The organism is Allobosea sp. RIT-PG3_2 (assembly GCF_057321085.1).
This window is the reverse complement of sequence record NZ_JBXWCA010000001.1, coordinates 1,157,191-1,177,508: the sequence shown is the minus strand read 5'-3', so window position 1 is coordinate 1,177,508 and position 20,318 is coordinate 1,157,191. Positions and strand designations below refer to the sequence as shown.

Annotated in this window: 17 protein-coding genes; 16 read left to right on the top strand and 1 reads right to left on the bottom strand. The window is 67.9% G+C overall.

Annotated features, from left to right (window positions below):
• Positions 1 to 8: 8 nt before the first annotated feature.
• The 12 genes from AC2FAN_RS05420 (at position 9) to AC2FAN_RS05365 (ending at position 13,111) form a co-directional block, all read left to right on the top strand.
• Positions 9 to 602: a phage tail tape measure protein gene (locus AC2FAN_RS05420; RefSeq protein ID WP_265052498.1), complete on the top strand. Its 594-nt coding sequence runs from the start codon at positions 9 to 11 to the stop codon at positions 600 to 602.
• A gap of 11 nt (positions 603 to 613) precedes the next feature.
• A complete protein-coding gene (locus AC2FAN_RS05415) occupies positions 614 to 1,252 on the top strand; it encodes a phage distal tail protein, Rcc01695 family (RefSeq protein WP_485172983.1) in 639 nt (212 codons plus the stop codon).
• A gap of 10 nt (positions 1,253 to 1,262) precedes the next feature.
• A complete protein-coding gene (locus tag AC2FAN_RS05410; protein ID WP_485172982.1) occupies positions 1,263 to 2,144 on the top strand; it encodes a DUF2163 domain-containing protein in 882 nt (293 codons plus the stop codon).
• On the top strand, positions 2,141 to 2,572 hold the full coding sequence (locus AC2FAN_RS05405) for an NlpC/P60 family protein (protein WP_485172981.1): 432 nt from the start codon (positions 2,141 to 2,143) through the stop codon (positions 2,570 to 2,572). The genes AC2FAN_RS05410 and AC2FAN_RS05405 overlap by 4 nt, the downstream gene beginning before the upstream one ends.
• Complete coding sequence (locus AC2FAN_RS05400; protein WP_485172980.1) at positions 2,572 to 6,489, top strand: baseplate multidomain protein megatron; 3,918 nt, start codon at positions 2,572 to 2,574, stop codon at positions 6,487 to 6,489. Before AC2FAN_RS05405 ends, AC2FAN_RS05400 begins: the two co-directional genes overlap by 1 nt.
• A gap of 63 nt (positions 6,490 to 6,552) precedes the next feature.
• Positions 6,553 to 6,876, top strand: a complete 324-nt coding sequence (locus tag AC2FAN_RS05395; RefSeq protein ID WP_265052503.1) for a PepSY domain-containing protein — start codon at positions 6,553 to 6,555, stop codon at positions 6,874 to 6,876.
• A gap of 40 nt (positions 6,877 to 6,916) precedes the next feature.
• On the top strand, positions 6,917 to 7,585 hold the full coding sequence (locus tag AC2FAN_RS05390; protein ID WP_265052504.1) for a response regulator transcription factor: 669 nt from the start codon (positions 6,917 to 6,919) through the stop codon (positions 7,583 to 7,585).
• A 9-nt stretch (positions 7,586 to 7,594) separates the two neighbouring features.
• Positions 7,595 to 8,971, top strand: a complete 1,377-nt coding sequence (locus AC2FAN_RS05385; protein ID WP_485172979.1) for a sensor histidine kinase — start codon at positions 7,595 to 7,597, stop codon at positions 8,969 to 8,971.
• A gap of 70 nt (positions 8,972 to 9,041) precedes the next feature.
• Positions 9,042 to 10,142: a c-type cytochrome biogenesis protein CcmI gene (gene ccmI, locus AC2FAN_RS05380; protein WP_485172978.1), complete on the top strand. Its 1,101-nt coding sequence runs from the start codon at positions 9,042 to 9,044 to the stop codon at positions 10,140 to 10,142.
• A gap of 41 nt (positions 10,143 to 10,183) precedes the next feature.
• Positions 10,184 to 10,654 carry a cytochrome c maturation protein CcmE gene (ccmE, locus tag AC2FAN_RS05375; RefSeq protein ID WP_485173057.1) on the top strand — a complete coding sequence of 157 codons (471 nt, stop codon included), beginning with the start codon at positions 10,184 to 10,186 and terminating at the stop codon, positions 10,652 to 10,654.
• Positions 10,655 to 10,659: 5 nt separating this feature from the next.
• Complete coding sequence (locus AC2FAN_RS05370; RefSeq protein WP_265055047.1) at positions 10,660 to 12,636, top strand: heme lyase CcmF/NrfE family subunit; 1,977 nt, start codon at positions 10,660 to 10,662, stop codon at positions 12,634 to 12,636.
• Between the two features lie 4 nt (positions 12,637 to 12,640).
• Complete coding sequence (locus tag AC2FAN_RS05365) at positions 12,641 to 13,111, top strand: cytochrome c-type biogenesis protein (RefSeq protein WP_265052507.1); 471 nt, start codon at positions 12,641 to 12,643, stop codon at positions 13,109 to 13,111.
• Here the strand turns inward: AC2FAN_RS05365 and AC2FAN_RS05360 are convergent.
• Positions 13,108 to 13,641, bottom strand: coding sequence for a hypothetical protein (locus AC2FAN_RS05360; protein ID WP_265052508.1), 534 nt, complete (start codon positions 13,639 to 13,641; stop codon positions 13,108 to 13,110). The genes AC2FAN_RS05365 and AC2FAN_RS05360 overlap by 4 nt on opposite strands.
• A gap of 183 nt (positions 13,642 to 13,824) precedes the next feature.
• Here AC2FAN_RS05360 and AC2FAN_RS05355 point away from each other — a divergent pair, with 183 nt between their 5' ends.
• The 4 genes from AC2FAN_RS05355 (at position 13,825) to AC2FAN_RS05340 (ending at position 20,258) form a co-directional block, all read left to right on the top strand.
• Positions 13,825 to 14,997, top strand: coding sequence for a trypsin-like peptidase domain-containing protein (locus AC2FAN_RS05355; protein ID WP_485172977.1), 1,173 nt, complete (start codon positions 13,825 to 13,827; stop codon positions 14,995 to 14,997).
• A 123-nt stretch (positions 14,998 to 15,120) separates the two neighbouring features.
• Positions 15,121 to 15,804, top strand: a complete 684-nt coding sequence (locus AC2FAN_RS05350; RefSeq protein ID WP_265052509.1) for a response regulator transcription factor — start codon at positions 15,121 to 15,123, stop codon at positions 15,802 to 15,804.
• Positions 15,788 to 17,290 carry a HAMP domain-containing sensor histidine kinase gene (locus AC2FAN_RS05345; protein ID WP_265052510.1) on the top strand — a complete coding sequence of 501 codons (1,503 nt, stop codon included), beginning with the start codon at positions 15,788 to 15,790 and terminating at the stop codon, positions 17,288 to 17,290. Before AC2FAN_RS05350 ends, AC2FAN_RS05345 begins: the two co-directional genes overlap by 17 nt.
• A 13-nt stretch (positions 17,291 to 17,303) precedes the next feature.
• Complete coding sequence (locus tag AC2FAN_RS05340) at positions 17,304 to 20,258, top strand: bifunctional [glutamine synthetase] adenylyltransferase/[glutamine synthetase]-adenylyl-L-tyrosine phosphorylase (protein ID WP_485172976.1); 2,955 nt, start codon at positions 17,304 to 17,306, stop codon at positions 20,256 to 20,258.
• The last annotated feature ends 60 nt before the right edge of the window (positions 20,259 to 20,318 follow it).

Sequence of the window (20,318 nt, the reverse complement as noted above, 5' to 3'; positions counted from 1 at the left end):
GGATGACCATGGCCAGCGACGAAAGCGTCGATTCCACCCGTCTGTCCGATCTTCAGTCGATGGACAAGTTGACTCAATCTCTGAGTAAATCCTCGGAAAGCTTTGGTAAATCGATCATCAATGCGTTTTCGCGTGGTATCGTGGAGGGCAAGCGCTTCGAGGATGTGCTGCGCAGTGTCGGCCGTTCGATGACCGACAGCCTGCTGAAGACGGCGCTGAAACCACTGCAGACCGGCCTCTCCAGCCTGCTCGGAACGGGCATCAAAAGCCTCACCGGTCTCTTCAGCGGCCTCAGCTTCGGTTCCATGGGCGGAAGCGTTCCCGTCAAGGCCTTTGCCGAGGGCGGCGTTGTCGCCTCCCCCTCATATTTTCCGACGGGGCGCGGTCTCGGCCTGATGGGCGAGCGCGGTGCCGAGGCGATCATGCCGCTCTCGCGCGGCCCGGACGGGCGCCTTGGCGTGCGGGCCGGGAGTGGAGCATCGCGTCCGCTCAGCGTCGTCGTGCAGGTCTCGACGCCCGATGCAGACAGCTTCCGCCGCTCGGAAGCGCAGGTCTCGGCCGCGATTGCCCGCGCCGTCGCACGCGGCAACCGGGCACTCTGAGGGGCGACGGCATGGCCGATTTTCATGAGGTCCGCTTTCCGCTCGATGTGGCCCGCGGTGCGCGCGGGGGGCCGGAGCGCCAGACCCAGATCATCACGCTCGCCTCCGGTCGCGAGGTCCGCAACAGCCGCTGGGCGCATTCGCGGCGTCGCTACGATGCCGGGCTCGGTGTCCGCAGCTTCGACGCGCTGGCGGCGGTGGTGAGCTTCTTCGAGGAGCGCCGCGGCAGGCTCTACGGCTTCCGCTGGCGCGACCAGCTCGACTGGAAGAGCTGCCCGCCATCGCACGCCCCGGCAGCGATGGACCAGATGATCGGAACCGGCGACGGCGTTACCGCGGTGTTCCAGCTCTGCAAGGCCTATGGTTCGGGCGCATCGGCATACAGCCGCATGATCGCCAAGCCCTGCGACGGCACCGTGCGGATCGCGCTTGATGGAGTCGAGCAGATGGCGGGGGCGTTCGCCTGCGACCTGGCGACCGGGCGCGTCACCTTCCCGCCCGGTGCGATCCCGCCGCCTGCCGCCGCGATCACGGCTGGCTTTGCTTTCGATGTGCCCGTCCGGTTCGACATCGACGCGATCGAGGTCGATCTCTCTGCCTTCGAGGCCGGCGAGATCCCACGCATTCCCGTCGTCGAGATCATCCCCTGAGGCCTGCATCATGCGCGACATCCCTGCCGCTCTCGCCACCCATCTCGAAGGCGGCGCGACCACATTGTGCCGTTGCTGGACCCTGACGCGCCGCGATGGGCTGGTGCTGGCTTTCACCGATCATGACCGCTCTCTGTCCTTCGACGGCGTGACCTTTGCGGCAGTGACCGGTCTGGAAGCGGCCGAAGCGACGTCGGAAATCGGCTTCGCCATCGGCGGTGGCGACGTCGCCGGCGCCTTCGCGGCGACCGGGCTGAACGAAGCCGATCTGGCACGCGGCCTCTATGACGACGCCCGCCTGCGCATCTGGCTGGTCAACTGGTCCGAGCCTGGGCAAAGGCTATTGCTGGAAGAGGGTTTCGTCGGCGAGATCAAGCGCGGCGAACTCGGCTTCACGGCCGAGATCCGCAGCTTCGCGAAGGCCTTCGACGAGGAGCGCGGGCGGCTTTATCTGCGCTCCTGCTCGGCCGATCTGGGCGATGCGCGCTGCGGCGCGGCGCTTGTGTCTGCCGCGTCGCATGTGACCACCAGCGATGGCCGCCTGGGACTGGCCGCGACGGGGCTGTCCTCCTATCTGGACGGGCATTTCACCGGCGGGCGGCTCCTCTTCACCAGCGGCGCGAATGCCGGCTTCGCCACGGAGGTGAAGCGGCACGGCATCGAAGGCGACCGGGCGATCTTCCAGCTCTGGCAATCGCCGGCCGCGACGATCCTGGCCGGCGACGGCTTCAGCGTGACGCCGGGCTGCGACAAGAGCTTCGCCACCTGCCGGGCGAAGTTCGGGAACGGCGCCAATTTCCGCGGCTTCCCGCATATGCCGACCACGGATTTCATCATCGGCGGCGTTCGTCCCGGCGACGGCGCGCTCGACGGCGGGAGCCTGTTCCGGTGAGGCGCGGCGAGATCGTCGAAGCCGCGCGGCTCTGGCTCGGCACGCCCTATCACCATCAGGCCTCGTTGCAGGGCATCGGCTGCGATTGCCTCGGCCTCGTCCGGGGCATCTGGCGCGACCTCCTGGGGGAGGAACCGGAAGCGCCCCCGCCCTATTCGCCCTACTGGGCCGAGAGCTTGCGGCAGGAAACCCTCGCAACAGCGGCGATGCGGCATCTCCAGCCGGTCGCGGGAGGCGGGGAGCGGCCGGGCGATGTGCTGCTCTTTCGCTGGCGTGAGCACCTGCCGGCCAAGCATTGCGCCATCCTGAGCGAACCGGACCGCATCATTCACGCCCATGATGGCGCGGTGGTCGCGGAAGTCGCGTTCACGCCCTGGTGGCGGCGCCATCTCAGCGACGCCTTTTCCTTTCCCGGAGTGACCGACTGATGGCGACGCTTCTTCTCCAGGTCGCGGGCGCGGCGCTCGGCACGGCGCTGGGTGGGCCGGTCGGCGGCGCCATCGGCCAGGCGCTCGGCGGGCTGGCGGGCGCGAGCATCGACCAGGCCTGGCTCGGCGGCTCCGGCGGCAACAAGGTCGTCCAGGGGCCGCGCCTGAAGGAGGTCAACGGCCTCGTCGCCACGGAAGGCGGGGCGATCCCGCGTATGTACGGCCGCGCGCGGCTCGGCGGCCAGCTCATCTGGGCGACACGCTTCGAGGAGGAGGTCACGGTCTCGGTCAGCCGCAGCAAGAGCGGCGGCAAGGGCGGGCGCGCGAAGAAGACCTACGAGACGACCTACAGCTACCACGCCAATCTCGCGATCGGCCTTTGCGAGGGCTCGATCGCCTTCATCAGGCGGATTTGGGTCGATGGCCGCGAACTCGACGTGAGCACCTTCACGATGCGCGTGCATCACGGCCATGAGACGCAGGAACCCGATCCGCTCATCGTCGCGAAGGAAGCGGGTGAGGCACCGGCCTATCGCGGCCTTGCCTATGTCGTGTTCGAGCGCTTTCCGCTGGCTGACTACGGCAATCGCGTGCCGCAGTTCGATTTCGAGGTCGTGCGGGCGGTTGAAGGTTTGGGCGGCATGATCCGCGCCGTCTCGCTGATCCCGGGCGCCGGCGAGTTCGTATACGACGTCAGGCCGGTCAGCCACGAGCCCGAGCCGGGCGTCAGCGAGAGCCTGACGCGTCACCAGCTTTATGGCGGCGCGGATGTCGATACCGCTCTCGGCCATCTCATCGCGCTCTGTCCCAATCTGCGTTCGATTTCGTTGGTCGTGTCCTGGTTCGGCGACGATCTCCGGGCCGGATCCTGCAGCGTCGCGCCACGCGTCGAGATTCCGCACAAGCCGACGGTCGGCGCCGAATGGTCGGTCGCGGGTCTTGCCCGAACGACCGCTCGCGCCGTGAGCCAGATCGACGGCCGGCCGGCCTTCGGCGGCACACCTTCCGACGAGAGCGTCATCGCGCTGATCCGGCGGCTGCGCTTCGACTATGGGCTCGAAGTCGTTCTCTACCCCTTCCTGATGATGGATATCCCGGCCGACAATGCCCTGCCGGACCCATGGACCGGAGATGTGGCGCAGCCGCGCTATCCCTGGCGAGGGCGGATCAGCTGCGACCCGGCGTCCGATCGTCCGGGAAGCCCGGAGGGGACGGCTGCCGTCGCCGCGCAGATTTCCTCTTTCGTCGGCACCGTCGAGCCTGCCGACATGAACCTCTCCGGCGATGTGGTGGGCTGCGCCAAGCCCGACGATTGGTCCTATCGCCGCCTCGTCATGCATTGCGCGATGCTGGCGCAGGCTGCGGGCGGCGTGGAGGGGTTTCTGATCGGATCGGAGATGGTCGGGCTCACGCATCTGCGCGATGGCTCGGGCTATCCGATGGCCGACCACCTCGCCGCGATCGCGCAGGACGTCAAAACCATCCTGCCCTCGGCGACCTTGACGTATGGCGCCGACTGGACGGAATACGGTGCCGATGTTCGCTCTGACGGCCAGGACATCGATTTTCCGCTCGATTCGCTCTGGGCATCGCCCGCGATCGGCGCGATCGGCATCGACTACTATCCGCCGCTCTCGGATTGGCGCGACTCGGGCGACCACGTCGATGCGGTGGTGGCGCGCAGTCCCGCTGATCTGACGTATCTGCGAAATCGGCTGACCTCCGGCGAGGCCCATGACTGGTACTACGCCGATGAAGCGGCCCGCGCCGCGCAGGCCCGCCTGCCCATCACCGATGGATCTTCTGCAAAGCCCTGGCTGTTCCGGCCAAAAGATCTCCACGGCTGGTGGAGCCACCCTCATATCCGGCGTTCTGGCGGGGCGGAGACGACCGCCACGCCCTTCGTGCCGGGTGCGAAGCCGATCTGGCTGACGGAGATCGGCATTCCGGCGGTGGACAAGGGCGCGAACGCGCCCAATGTCTTTCCCGATGCCCGTTCCGCCGAGGGCGGCTTTCCGCCGTTCTCCAGCGGCGCGCGCGACGATCTTGTGCAGGCGCGCGGGCTGGAGGCGATCATCTCCGGCTTCGATCCGGCCCGGGTCGGATTCGATGCCGCGCGCAACCCGGTTCATCCGACAAGCGGCATCAGGATGATCGACCCGGCGCATATCGTCGTCTGGAATTGGGATGCGCGGCCATTCCCGGCCTTCCCGGATCTCGGCGGTATCTGGGCTGATGGCGCCAATTACGAGACCGGGCACTGGCTGAACGGCCGGCTCGAAGGCACGCCGATCGATCGGCTCGTTTCGAAGCTGCTCGCCGATTTCGGCCTGCCGCCGGCCACGGACATAGCCGTCGACGGGTTCGTGGACGGTTATGTGCTCGATCGCCCGCTATCGGCGCGTCAGGCGCTCGAGCCGTTGGCCCAAACCTTCGGCTTCGATGCCGTGATGAGTTCCGGGCGACTTCGCTTCGAAGGACGCGGCGGCCGGGTATCCCGGCTCCTCGTCTCCGACGATTTCGTCCCGAACCGCGACGGCGAACCCTTCACGCTGCGCCGCAGCCAGGAAACCGAGCTGCCGCTGGAACTGCGCCTCGGCTTCAGCGACAGCGAAAGCGATTATCGCAGCGCCGCCGCGCGTTCGCGCCGCCTTGCCGGCGCCGCCCGGCGCGAGGTCGCCGTCGAGATGGCCATCGTGACGCGATCCGCCGAGGGGCAGCGCCTGGCCGATCAGCGCCTGCAGGAGGCCTGGGCGGCGCGCGAGACGCTGGAATGCGAGCTTTCCCCCCGCTGTGTCGATCTGGAGCCGGGTGATGTCGTCTCCCTGCCCGTCGATGGCGACAGGAGGCTGTTCCGTGTCGTGCGCATCGCCGACGGAGCGACTCGCCAGGTCAATGCGCGCGCCGTCGAGCCGGCGATCTACTCGATCGCTGGTGCAAAGGGCGGAGGCCGTCCGCCGCGAGCGCCGCCGGCCTTGCCCGGACGGCCGCTCGCCGTCCCGCTAGCCGTCCCGCTCGTTGCCGCGCAGCCTCCTGCGTTGCTGTCGCTCGCGGCCTTCGCCTCGCCCTGGCCCGGTGCACTGGCGATCTGGGCAGCAAACGAGGCCGGGCTGTTCGATGTCGCCGGATTCGTCGAGGCTCCCTCGATCGTCGGCGAAACTCTGACCGAGCTGCCGCCGGGACCAACCTGGCGGACGGACCGGCGCGCTGTGCTCGAAGTCAGGCTGCGCGGCGGCATCCTTTCATCGGTATCGCCGGAGGCGGCACTGGCCGGCGCGAACGCCCTGGCCTTGATCGGCGAGGACGGCGCGATCGAGATCGTCACCGCGGCGCAGGTCGATCTCGTCGGCCCGCAACGCTTCCGCCTTTCTGGCTTCGTTCGCGGGATCGGGGGATCAGAGGCGGCGGCATCGCGCCATCTGCCGCCCGGCGCCCGCGTCGTCGCGCTCGATGGATCGGCGGCGACGCTGACGACCGATCTCTCCGACATCGGCAGGGAGCTGCGCTATCGGGTCGGCCCTGCACGTCATGACGTCGGTGATTCGACGATGGCGGAGTTCACGACGACGGTTGCGGGGGATGCGTTGCTCCCGATGTCTCCTGTCCGACCGAAAGCGCGGCGATCCGGGGCGGGCATCCAGCTGAGCTGGATCCGGCGCACACGTCTCGACGGCGACTCATGGGAGCTGGTGGAGGTGCCGCTCGGGGAGGACAACGAACGCTATGAGATTCGCGTTCTCGATGGCGACACACTCGTCCATGCCGAAATCGTGAATACGCCGGGGTGGCTCTATTCCACTGCGCAGGAACTCGCCGATTTCGGCTCTAGCCAGGCCGAACTCGCCTTGTCGGTAGCGCAACTCAGCACAACCATGGGGCGAGGGCGCGAATGGCGTGGACGGATCGCCGTGGCATGATCTAGTCTAGGTTGTGGACGGGGTGGTGCATTCATGGCGCATTCACGCGGATGGGATTAGCCCATGTCGATGATGCCGGTCGAACCGATCCTCGCTTTCGCGCTCATGATGTCTCCGCCGATGCCGATCATCCGCGTCGACGACGCGACGCCTATGTCCTGCCTGTCTTCCGACGAAACGCGCGATGCCGTTGCCGAGGGGCGAGTCATGCAGCCGGCCGAAGCCTCGCGCCATGCCCGCCACGCAGCGCCGGGCGAGGTCGTCCGCATCAGGCTCTGCCGCCAGGGCGACGAGTTCGTCTATGTCGTCACCACGTTGAAACGCGACGGACGCGTTGCCCGGGTGACGCTGGAAGGACAATCCGGCAAGATCGCCACCATCCGCTGACCACCTTGCGGACATCTGCACAAACTGGAGCGTACCGACCGTGAGACTGCTCGTCGTCGAGGACGACAAGGACCTCAACCGCCAGATCGTGACCGCGCTGGAGAACGCCGGCTACGCCGTCGACAAGGCTTTCGACGGCGAGGAGGGGCTCTATCTCGGCGAGACCGAGCCCTATGACGCCGTCATCCTCGACCTCGGCCTGCCCAAGGTCGATGGCGTCGCGGTGCTGCAAGGCTGGCGCCGGGCCGGCAAGACCATGCCCGTCCTGATTCTCACGGCGCGGGATCGCTGGAGCGACAAGGTCGGCGGTTTCGATGCCGGTGCCGACGACTATGTCGTCAAGCCCTTCCATGTCGAGGAACTGCTGGCGCGGGTGCGCGCGCTGCTGCGCCGCGCCGCGGGGCACGCGACCTCCGAGCTCGTCTGCGGCCCCGTCCGCCTCGATACACGCGCTAGCCGCGTCGTCGTCGACGGCAATCCGGTGAAGCTGACCTCGCACGAGTATCGGCTGCTGTCCTATCTGATGCATCACCAGGGACGCGTCGTCTCGCGAACCGAGCTGGTGGAGCATCTCTACGACCAGGATTTCGACCGCGATTCCAATACGATCGAGGTCTTCGTCGGCCGCCTGCGCAAGAAGCTGGGCGTGGATATCATCGAGACCGTCCGGGGTCTGGGCTATATCGCCGCCGCTCCGGAAAAGGTCTGATCGCGGGAGATGGTCCTCAAATCCCATCGCTATTCGCTGGGAGCGCGGCTGTTTCTCTCGGCAGCTTTCTGCTGCGTCCTGATCCTGGTCCTTGCAGGCGTTGGCCTCACGACCTTCTATCGCCGCTCGGCCGAGCGCGGCTTCGACGAGCGGCTTTCGGTCTACATCAAGCAACTGGTCGCCGACCTCGCGGCGCCACCGGAAACCGAACGCCAGACGATCGGCGACCTCGGCGAGCCGCGTTTCGATCTGCCGCTCACCGGCTGGTACTGGCAGATCACCCGCCTCGATGGCGAGCGTCCGAACGTCCGCGCCTCGCGCTCGCTGGTGGGCGGCCAGCTCCCGAAGCTGCTCGACCAGTCGATCGCGCCGAACAGCCGCGGACTGCGCGAAAGCTATGTCTCCGGCCCGGACGACCGCCTGCTGCGAATTCTGGAGCGCGAGATCGATGTCGGCGAGGACGGGCGCTTCACCGTTGCCGTCGCCGCGCCGGCCGACGAGATCGAAGGCGATATCCAGGACTTCCGCTTCGCGCTGGCGATGACCTTCCTGCTGCTCGGCATCGCGCTGGTCGCCTCGACGCTCGTGCAAGTGCGCTTCGGCCTGCGGCCGCTGGTGCGGCTGCGCGCTGCCGTCGGTTCGGTGCGGACGGGCGAGAGCCCGCGCATCGCCGGTCAGTATCCACCTGACCTTGCGCCGCTCGCGAGCGAGCTCAACGAGCTGATCGATGCCAATCACGAAATCCTCGACCGCGCCCGCACCCAGGTCGGCAACCTCGCCCACGCCCTGAAGACGCCGCTCAGCGTGATGATGAACGAGGCTGGGACGGATGACGGCCAGCTTCCGCAGACCGTGAGAACCCAGACCGCGATCATGCGCGATCAGGTGCAGTACTACCTCGATCGCGCTCGCGCGGCGGCCTTGTCCGGGGCGCTGGGCGGTGTGACGGAGGTCGTTCCGTCGCTCGACGCGCTGCTGCGAACCTTCATCAAGATCTCCCAGGACAGGGACATCACGGGTTCGCACATGGTCCCGCCGTCGCTGCGTTTTCGCGGCGAGAAGCAGGATTTCGAGGAAATGCTCGGAAACCTGCTCGACAACGCGTTCAAATGGGCGAATTCCACGGTCCAGGTTTCGATCGCGGAAGGCAGGATCGGCGAGGGCGAGAAGATGGCGCTGCTGATCGATGACGACGGCCCGGGCCTGCCGGACCAGGCGATGGCGGAGGTGCTCAAGCGCGGCCGCCGCCTCGACGAGGCGATGCCCGGTTCCGGCCTCGGCCTTTCGATTGTCGTCGACCTCGCCAAGCTCTATGGCGGCGAGCTGACGCTGCAGCGCTCGCCCCTCGGCGGCTTGCGGGTGCGTCTCGTCCTGCCTTCGATCTAGATCAAATCCAACCCGCGTGACCCTTTGTCGCCATGAACATGGCCCGCCGATTGGCTAAGAACGCCGCATGATGATCTGGACGATCTTTGCGGCCATGACCGGAGCGGCGATCTTCGCCCTGCTCTGGCCGCTGAGTCATGGCCGGATACAGGGCTTCGCCGATGTCGCGGATGCCAAGAGCCTCTATCGGGCACAGCTCAAGGAGATCGAGCGCGATCTCGGGCGCAAGCTGATCGCGGAGCCGGAAGCGGAGGCTGCGCGCGCCGAAGCGGCACGACGGCTGCTGCGCGCCGCGAATGACGAGACGGGGCCATCGGGTGAGACCGAGCCGTCGCTGCGTCGCCGCCGCGCGAGCTCTGCCTTGATGCTGTCGGTCGTGCCGCTGCTGGCCCTCCTGGTCTATGGACTCTACGGTTCGCCCGGCTTCCCCGACCAGCCCTTGGCGGTGCGGCTGGAGAACGCCGGGCCGCAGCAGGATTTCGCGGTCGTCCTGGCGCGCATGGAGGCGCATCTTGCGGCCAACCCGACGGATGCGAAGGGCTGGTCGCTGATCGCGCCGATCTATCTGAGGCAGGGGCGATATGACGACGCCGCCAAGGCTTTCGCCGCGACCGTCCGCTATGGAAACCCAGATACGAATCTGCTCGCCGGCCTCGGCGAAGCCCGCATCCTCGAAGCAGGCGGCGTCGTGACCTCCGCTGCGCGCGAAGCGCTGGTGGAAGCGGTCCGCCTCGATCCGCAGAATGCACGGGCGCGCTTCTACCTGGCCGTCGCCAAGGAGCAGGACGGGGACGGCGAGGGCGCGCTTTCGGCTTTGCAGCAACTCCTGGCCGATGCGCCGCCCGAGGCGGAATGGAGCGCTGCCGTTCGCGCCCGTATCGAGCAGATGCAGGCGGATGCCGGCCGCAAGGCGATCGCCGCCTTGCCGGAAGGCGAGCGCCAGCAGGCCATCAGGAGCATGGTCGATGGACTCGCGGAGCGTCTGGCCGCGGGCGGCGGGACGTTGCCGGAATGGAGCCGCCTGATCCGGGCCCGCGTCGTCCTCGGGGATCGACCGGCAGCGCTGCAGGCGGTGAAGACCGCGCGCGAGAGGTTGTCTCAGGATGCTGCTTCGCTTGCCGCCATCGATGCCTTGGCCGATGAATTGGCCTTGAAGGAGGCCACACCATGAGTGTCGCCCAACCAGCTCGCGCGCTTCCCGCCAAGCGCCGCCTGACCCGCAAGCAGCGTCGGCTCGCGCTGATCGCGGCGGCGGGCGCCGTGCTGTTCTTCGCGGCCGGCCTCGTGCTCTTCGCGATGCGCGACACGATCGTCTTCTTTTACGGCCCGACCGAGATCGCCGAGAAGGGCGTTGCTCCCGGTACGCGCATGCGGCTGGGTGGGCTGGTCGAGGCCGGTTCGGTGCAGCGTGGGCCGGGCCAGCGCGTTACTTTCGCTGTCACCGACAGCAAGACTGCGATCAAGGTCGCCTATGACGGGCTGCTGCCCGATCTGTTCCGCGAGGGGCAGGGCGTCGTCACCGAAGGCGTCTTCGAAGGGGCAGGGCGTTTCAAGGCGGATTCGGTGCTGGCGAAGCACGACGAGACCTACATGCCGCGCGAGGTCGCCGACACGCTGAAGAAGCAGGGCCATTGGCAGCCCGGCGGCGCCGGCGCTCCTGCATCTGCTCCGGCCAAGCCATGAGCGGCATGATCGTCGAGATCGGTCATTACGCGCTGGCTCTCGCGCTCGGCGTCTCCGTCATCCAGGCGCTGGTGCCGTTCTGGGGCGTCGTGCGCCAGGACAGGGCGCTGGCGTCGGTCGGAACCAGCGCGGCCCTGATCAGCTTCGCGCTGGTTGCGCTCTCCTTCGCGGCGCTGGTCGCGTCCTATGTCCGCTCGGATTTCTCGGTTGGCAATGTCGTCGCCAACTCCCATTCGGCGCAGCCGCTGATCTACAAGCTCACCTCGGTATGGGGAAACCACGAAGGCTCGATGCTGCTGTGGGTGCTGATCCTGACCCTGTTCGGCGCGCTGGTGGCGCTGTCGCGCAACTCCCTGCCGCCGCGACTGCGGGCCGGGACTCTCGCCGCGCAGGGGCTGGTGGCCGTGGCGTTCCTGGCCTTCACGCTCTTCACCTCGAACCCGTTCCAGCGGCTGGCCCCGGCGCCGGCCGAAGGGCAGGACCTCAACCCGATCCTGCAGGATCTCGGCCTCGCGATCCACCCGCCGCTGCTTTATGTCGGCTATGTCGGTTTCTCGATCACTTATGCCTTCGCCGTCGCAGCCCTGATCGACGGGCGCATCGACGCGATGTGGGCCCGTGCGGTTCGGCCCTGGACGCTGCTGGCCTGGACCTTCCTGACGCTCGGCATCGCGATGGGCTCCTACTGGGCCTATTACGAGCTCGGCTGGGGCGGCTGGTGGTTCTGGGACCCGGTCGAGAACGCCTCCTTCATGCCCTGGCTGGCAGGCACGGCCCTGATCCACTCGACGGTGGTGATGGAGAAGCGCGACGCGCTCAAGGTCTGGACGATCCTGCTGGCGATCCTGACCTTCTCGCTCTCGCTGCTCGGCACCTTCATCGTTCGCTCCGGCGTGCTGACCTCGGTGCACTCCTTCGCCAGCGATCCGGCGCGCGGCCTGTTCATCCTCTTCATCCTGATCTTCTTCGTCGGCGGTTCCCTGGCCCTTTTCGCCTGGCGCGCACCACTGCTGCGGCAGGGCGGGCTGTTCGCGCCGATTTCCCGGGAGAGCGCGCTCGTCGTCAACAACGTCTTCCTGGCTACGGCCTGCGCCACCGTCTTCGTCGGCACGCTCTATCCGCTGGTCCTGGAGATGTTGACCGGCGACAAGATCTCGGTCGGGGCGCCCTTCTACAACGCCACCTTCATACCGGTGATGGTGCCGCTGCTGCTGATCCTGCCGATCGGCCAGTCGCTGGCCTGGAAGCGCGGCGATCTGCTCGGCGCCGCGCAGCGCAATGCCGCCGCCTTCGGATTGGCCGTGCTGACGGCGCTCGCTCTGATTGCCTTCACGCGGGGCGGGCCGGTCCTTGCCCCGCTTGGTATCGGCCTCGGCGTCTTCCTGGTCCTCGGCGCGGCGGTCGACCTCGGCGAGCGCATCGTCGCGCGGGCCAAGGGCTGGAAGGCGATGCTGTCGCGGGCCAAGGGCTTGCCACGCTCCGCCTGGGGCACCGCTCTGGCTCATGCCGGCGTCGGCGTCAGCATCATCGGCATTGCCGCCGCTGCCTGGAGCAGCGAGTCGATCGCGGTCCTCAAGCCGGGAGAACGCCTGACGAGCGGGCGCTACACCATCGTCCTGGAAGGTGTTTCTCCGCGGACGGGGCCGAATTTCCGTGCCGAGGTCGCGCGCTTCCAGCTCTTCTCCGGCAATCGCGAGCTGGCGCCGGTCGAGGCATCGAAGCGCATCTACACCGCCCGCAACATGCCGACGACCGAGGCTGGAATCCGAACCGACGGGCTGAGCCAGGCCTATATCAGCCTCGGCGAGGCGCAGGATGGCGGCGTCGCGGTGCGGCTTTACGACAAGCCGCTGATCCTGCTGATCTGGATCGGCGCGATCATCATGGCCTTCGGCGGTGGGCTTTCGCTGACCGACCGCCGCTTCCGGCTGGCCGCGCCGAAACGCGCCGCGCCGGTCGCTGCGCCCCAGCCAGCGGAGTAGGGCGATGCGGCGGATCGCCCTCGTCATCGGCTTTGCGCTTCTGACGGCAGTCGGCGCTTTTGCCGTGCAGCCCGACGAGGTGCTGCCGAATCCGGCCCTCGAACAGCGGGCGCGCGCCATTTCCGGCGGCTTGCGCTGCCTGGTCTGCCAGAACCAGTCGATCGACGATTCCGATGCCCCGCTGGCGCGCGATCTGCGCCTCCTTGTCCGCGAAAGGCTCGTGAGCGGCGATGACGACAAGGCGGTGGTCGACTTCGTCGTCGCCCGCTACGGCGATTTCGTGCTGCTGCGCCCGCCGGTCAATGCGCGCACAGCCTTGCTCTGGGCGGCGCCTTTCATGATCCTGCTGCTGGCGTTCGGCTTCGTCTGGACGCGTGCGCGCAATCGCCCGGCTTCCGTTGGAGGGCCGCAAGCGCTGTCCCCCGAAGAGCAGGCGAAGCTCGCAGCCCTCATCGATCCCGCCGAGAAACCCTAACGGCTGATCCCGCAGGCCCGGAACAGCTCTTGGGAATAGGAATGCATGCTGGCGCCGGCGATCACGTAGGTTACGTGACCGCGCGGAGCGGGGTGAGGCGAAGCGAAGGTCGCGTAAGTGCGGGCGAAGCAGGCGGCATCGCTACCGGAATAGCCGCGCTCGGCCGCGACCTTCAGCCCGAGCCCATAGACACCGCCGCGTGGGCGCGGAGCACCAGCGGCCCCGAAGCGTTCTGCGCCGCGCCGCATGGCTAAATCCTGCAACCGATCGACACCGCACCGCGAGCGCTGCTCTGCATTGTAGGCGGGCGTCGAAGGCGCGCGCCATCCACGCTGTCCCCGGTCATTCTCGACCACGATGGCATGCTTCGCGAAGACGCGCGCATAGCAATCGGTATTGGCGTAGCCCCGCGTTTGCGCGATCCGCAACCCGACGCCGTAAGCTGAACCCTGCTGCGCGGAAGCCGCGCCACTCAGGCAGGTCGCGACCAGCGCAACGCTCCAGAAAACCCGCCCCAAGATAGTCTGCATGCCAGCCCCCGCCGATCACCCTGTCGAGGGAACTTCCGCGGCCTGGCTTTCGTCAAGGCCAGCGGTGGTCTGTCCACGGCAACCTTACGAAACCGTCATCTTCAGGCCAAAGCCGCGTAAGGCGGCGGGCTTCATGGTCCTCGTCACGAGCAGGGCATCCCTGTCGCTCCACGAGGTTCAATCATGACGACACAGAACGAAACCCGTAAGTCCATCCTGAAGCGCGGCGCCCTTCTCGCCGGCACCGCCGTTCTCGGCATCGGCCTCGCCGCCGGCATCGCCGACAGCGCGCTGATGCAGAACCACAACGCCATCGCTCAGCCGATCCAGCTCTCCGGCGCCCAGGGTTCTCTGCCCTCCTTCGCCGATCTCGTCGAGAAGGTGAAGCCGGCGGTTGTTTCCGTCCGCGTCAAGACGCAGGCAGCGGCCGCCAATGACGAGCAGAATCTGGACGACCTGCCGCCGCAGCTGCGTCGCTTCTTCCGCGAGCCTGGCGAGGGCAAGGCTCCGAGCCGGCCGCAACCGCGTCAGGGCATGGCCCAGGGCTCCGGCTTCTTCGTCAGCCAGGACGGCTATGTCGTGACCAACAACCACGTCGTCGAGAACGCCGTCGAGGTCCAGCTTGTCACCGACTCCGGCAAAACGCTCGACGCCAAGGTCGTCGGCACCGATCCGCGCACCGATCTCGCGCTGCTCAAGGTCAAGGACGCCGGTGATTTCGCCTTTGTGAAGCTGGCGGAAGGCAAGGCCCGGATCGGCGACTGGGTGCTGGCGATCGGCAATCCCTTCGGTCTCGGCGGCACGGTCACGGCCGGCATCGTCTCGGCCCAGGGCCGCGACATCGGCTCCGGCCCGTATGACGACTTCATCCAGATCGATGCGCCGATCAACCGCGGCAATTCGGGTGGCCCGACCTTCAACCAGAACGGCGAAGTCGTCGGCGTCAACACCGCGATCTTCTCGCCTTCCGGCGGCAATGTCGGCATTGCCTTCGCGATCCCCGCCTCGACCGTCAAGCAGGTGGTGGATTCGCTGAAGAAGGACGGCACGGTGGCGCGCGGCTTCATCGGCGTGCAGATCCAGCCCGTCACCGGCGAGATGGCCGATGCCATCGGTCTGAAGGAAGCCAAGGGCGCCCTCGTCGCCGAGGCGCAGGGCGATGGCCCGGCCGCCAAGGCGGGCATCCGCCGCGGCGACACCATCACCGCGGTCAACGGCGAGGCCATCAAGGACGCGCGCGAACTCTCGCGCAAGATCGCGACCTTCGCGCCCGGCGCCAAGACCACGATCACCCTGTTCCGCGAGGGCAAGTCCCGTGACGTGACCTTCGAGGTCGGCCGCCAGCCGGCGGCCTGAAGCAGGCAGGTTGGTCCCTAAGGTTTCCTGTCGCCCCAGCCCAGGGACCAGCCGTCGCGGCGGCAGGCCGGATGCGTATCCTCCGGCCTGCCGTTTTTTCGTTTGATGAGCTAGGCTCCGCCCATGCGACTCCTGATCGTCGAAGATGATGCCGAGGCTGCGGCCTACCTGACCAAGGCCTTTCGCGAGGTCGGCCATGTCGCCGACCATGCGCCGGACGGGCTGCAGGGCTATGCCATGGCCGAGGGCGGCGGCTACGACGTGCTCGTCATCGACCGCATGCTGCCGCGGCTCGACGGCCTCTCGCTGATCCGCTCCCTGCGCGAGCAGAAGGACGAGACGCCCGCGTTGATCCTGTCGGCGCTTGCGCAGGTCGATGACCGCGTGAAGGGGCTACGCGCCGGCGGCGACGACTACCTGCCCAAGCCCTATGCCTTCTCCGAGCTGCTCGCCCGCGTCGAGGTGCTCGCCCGCCGCCGCGGTGCGCCGGCCTCCGAGCCCACCACCTATCGCGTCGGTGAGCTGGTGCTCGACAGGCTCGCCCATCGCGTCACCCGCGAAGGGCAGGAGATCGTCCTGCAGCCGCGCGAGTTCCGCCTGCTCGAATATCTGATGAAGCATGCCGGGCAGGTGGTGACGCGCACCATGCTGCTGGAGAACGTCTGGGACTATCATTTCGACCCCCAGACCAATGTCATCGACGTGCATGTCAGCCGCCTGCGCGCCAAGGTCGACAAGGGCTTCGAGCAGCCGATGATCCACACCATCCGCGGCGCGGGATATATGGTCCGTGACAGCGCCCGCTGACGTTCCTGCGCGCAGGCGCCAGAAATTCCTGCCGACCCTGTTCCGCACGACGGCCTTCAAGCTGACGGCGGCCTTTCTGGTCATCTTCGTCTTCTTCGCCGCCGTCGTGCTCGGCTATGTCTCGTGGAACGCGCAGCGCCTGCTGACGGATCAGATCCGCTCGACCATCGATGCAGAGATCCAGGGGCTGGCCGAGCAGCAGCGGCAGGGCGGCATCCGCCGGCTCGTCAACATCGTCGAGCGTCGCTCGCGCGGGCCGGGTGCCTCGCTCTATCTCGTCACAACACCGGTCGGCGAGCGCATCGCCGGCAATGTCGAGGCGATCCCGCCGGGAACGCTCGACCGCACGGGCGAAAGCGAGATCGAATACGCCCGTTCCAGCGAGAACGTCGACACGCCGAGCCGCGCGCTCGTCCGCGTCTTCATGCTGCCGGCGGGCTTTCGCCTCCTCGTCGGCCGCGATCTCGAGGAGCGCGACCGACTCGGCATCGTCATCCGCCGCGCCGCCGGCTGGTCGCTGGCGCTGGTCTTCATCCTCGGCTGCTTTGCGAGCTGGTTCGTGGCGCGGCGCGTGCTGAAGCGCGTCGACGGCATGAGCGAGACCGCGCATGGCATCATGGAAGGCGACCTGAAGGGGCGCCTTGCCATCACCGGTACGGGCGACGAGCTCGACCGCCTTGCGCTCAACCTGAACGCCATGCTCGACCGAATCGGCGAGCTGATGGCGGGCATGCAGCAGGTCACCGACAACATCGCCCACGACCTCAAGACGCCGCTGACGCGGCTGCGCAATCGCGCCGAGGAGGCGCTGCGGAGCGCCAAGTCGCCGGATGAGCTGCGGGCGGCTCTCGATGGTTCCATCGAAGAGGCGGACAACCTGATCCGCGTCTTCAACGCGCTGCTCATGATCGCGCGGCTCGAAGCCGGGCGGATCAGCGAGAACATGGCCGAGCTCGATCTCTCGGAGATCGTCTCGGGCATGGCCGAGCTCTACGAGCCATTGGCCGAGGAGGCGGGTCTTGCTCTCTCCAGCGAGGTTGTCCCGGGCCTGCGGGTCTTCGGCAACCGCGAGCTGATCGGGCAGGCGCTGGCCAATCTCATCGACAACGCGCTGAAATATGGCGGCCCCGAACAGGGTGGCGACGGCGTCGTGAAAGTCGCCGCGCAGCGCAACGGTACGGAGATCGAGCTTTCCGTGGCCGATCACGGGCCGGGCATCCCGGAAGCCGATCGCGGGCGCGTACTCGATCGTTTCGTCCGGCTCGATGCCAGCCGCAGCAAGCCGGGCTTCGGTCTTGGCCTGTCGCTGGCCGCCGGGGTGGTGCGCCTGCATGGCGGACAACTCAGGCTGGAGGAAAACGCGCCCGGCCTGCGCGTGGTCATCGCTCTGCCGGTGGCCGAGGCCAAGCCTGTGGACATACAGGCCGTTCCGGAGCCTGAAAGCTCGACAGTCGTCTCAAACCCTGCTGGCGTGCCGTCCCTCTGAGGGAAGGTGCGTGATGGCTGAACGGCTCTGTGACAGGCTGGATGCGGCGCCGGTCTTGCCGGCACGCGCCAAGGCCGAGGCGCTGCTCGCGCGCGAGCTGATCGAGCGGCTGCACGACGAAGCGGCCGCCGAGGCACTCAAGGTGCACTTCGCAGGACACCCGCATAGCGCGGTGCTGGTCGCGGGCGTCCTCGCGCATTCTCCGTTCCTCACCCAAGTCATGCGCTTCGATCCGGAGGCCTTGTTCGCCTGCCTGACGCAGTCGCCGGAGGCGCGCCGCGACGAACTGCTGGCCGGGATCGAGGCCTTCGCGGTCGCCGGTTGCGAAACGGGCGACCTGATGCGCGAGCTGCGCCGTTTTCGTCGCGGCATGGCGCTATTGATCGCGCTTGCCGATATCGGTGGCGTCTGGGATGTCGAGACGGTGACGGCCGCGCTCACGGCGACGGCCGACATGGCGACGCGCCTCGCGACCGATCACGTCTTGCGTCAGGCCGCCGATCTCGGCCGGATCAAGCTGGCTGATGCGGCCAATCCCGGAGTTGGTTCCGGTCTCGTCGTGCTGGCGCTGGGCAAGCATGGCGCCGGCGAGCTGAACTATTCCTCGGACATCGACATCGTCGTCTTCTTCGATCCCGAGGCGGCGGAAGCTGCCGGCGTCGGCGAGCCGTCGAGCTTCTTCGTCAAGCTGACGCAGCAGATCGCCCGCATCATCCAGGAGCGGACGCCGGACGGTTACGTCTTCCGCGTCGATCTGCGCCTGCGGCCCGATCCGGCCTCGACCCATGTCGCGGTCTCGCTGCCATCAGCCTATTCCTATTACGAGACCGTCGGGCAGAACTGGGAACGAGCCGCCATGATCAAGGCGCGCCCTATCGCTGGCGATACGGAGCTCGGCCTGCGCTTCCTCAAGGATCTCGCTCCCTTCATCTGGCGCAAATATTTCGACTTCGCGACCATCGCCGACATCCACGCGATGAAGCGCCAGATCCAGACCGTGAAGGGCCACGAGACCATCGCCGTCGCCGGCCATAACGTGAAGCTCGGCCGCGGCGGCATCCGCGAGATCGAGTTCTTCGTGCAGACCCAGCAGCTCGTCTTCGGCGGTCGCCGCCCGGCGCTGCGGGGGCCGCGCACGCTCGACATGCTGAAGGAGCTGACGAGCGAGGGTTGGATCACGCCGCAGGCGCGCGACGAACTCTCCGAATCCTATCGCTGGCTGCGCACGATCGAGCATCGCCTGCAGATGCGCGACGACGAGCAGACGCAGACCCTGCCCAAGCCCGCCGGGGATCTCGATGCCTTCGCCCGCTTCTGCGGCTATGCCAACGCCGCCGCCTTCGGCAAGGCGCTGACCGCCCATGCGAGGCGCGTCGAGGGGCACTACGCCCTGCTGTTCGAGGAGGGGCCGAGCCTGGCTTCCGAGGCGGGAACGTTGAGCTTCACGGGCTCCGAGCCCGATCCCGAGACGCTCGAGACTCTAGGCAAGCTCGGCTTCCGCGATGCGATGACGGCGGCGGAGACAGTGCGTGGTTGGCATTTCGGTCGCCGCGCCGCCGTCACCAGCGCCCGCGCCCGCGAAGTGCTGACGGAGCTGACCCCTGCGCTGCTGGTCGCGCTCGGCCGCACGGCCGATCCCGATGGCGCGCTTGCCCATCTCGACAATGCTTTCGTCCGCATGCCCGCGGCGGTCGAGCTGCTGACGCTGCTGCGCTCGCATGATTCCCTGTTGACGCTCTTCGCCGAGATACTCGGCAGCGCCCCGCGCCTCGCCAAGGTCGCGGCACTGCATCCCCATGTGCTCGACGGGGTCATCGACCCGGCCTTCGGGCAGGCCGTGCTCGACGCCGACGCCCTGGAGCGCCGCATCCGCAATTTCGTCGGGTCGCCGCCGCCGAGCGTCGAGGATGGGCTCGACCGGCTGCGCGATGCCGCCCGTCAGGAGAATTTCCTCGTCGGGGCACGGCTGCTCTCCGGTGTCTACCCGGCCGAAGGGGCAGGCCAGGCCTATTGCGCCGTCGCGGAGGCCTGCCTGCGCGTCGCCTTCGCCGATACGCGCGCCTCTTTCATGGCCGATCACGGCGTCATCGCCGGGGCCGAGACGGTGGTGCTCGGGCTTGGCCGGCTTGGCGCCGGCGAGCTGACGCCCTCATCCGACCTCGACCTGATCCTGCTCTACGATCGGCCGGAGGAAGCTGGCCCGAGCGACGGCGCCAAGAGCCTCGATCCCGTCACCTGGCATGTCCGCTTCACCCAGCGGCTGGTGGCGGCGCTGACGGTGCCGACGCGGCGCGGCACGCTCTATCAGGTCGACATGCGCCTGCGCCCGACCGGCAACAAGAGCCCGGCGGCGACGCAGTTCGCCGGTTTCGAGGCCTATCATGCGGGCGAGGCCGAGATCTGGGAGGAGATGGCGCTGACCCGCGCCCGCGTCGTCGCCGGCGATGCCGGGCTGGCGCGACGGGCCGAGGCTTCCATTCGCGCCATCCTGTCGCGAAAGCGCGAGCCGGCCAAGGTCGCGACGGCCGTGGCCGAGATGCGGGCGCTGATCGCCAAGGAAAAGGGCGAGAAGGACCCGTGGGACCTGAAGCTGGCCGCCGGCGGCCTGACCGATCTCGACTTCCTCGCCCAGTTCCTGCTGCTCGCCCACGCCAGCGCGCACCCCGCGCTGATCGTCAACGATACGGCCTCGGTCTTCGCCGCCGCCCGCGCCGCGGGCCTTCTCTCGGAGGGCGATGCCTCGGTGTTGCTGGAAGCGCATCGGCTGATCGGCGACGTGCAGCTCTGGCAGCGTTTCACCGTCGAGGAAGCCTTCGACCCCAAGGCGGTGCCACCGCGCGTGCTACGGAGGATCGCGACGGCCGTCGGGCGTCCCGATGCGAAGGTCCTGAAGGCGGAGCTGGACGAGGTCCGCTCTGGCGTGAGGGCGATCTTCACCCGCGTCCTCGGGCAGGCACGGGCTGGCTGAGCGCAGACAGCCGTCTTGGACATCCCGCCATCCCGGGGCTCCGCCTGGACGGAGAACCCG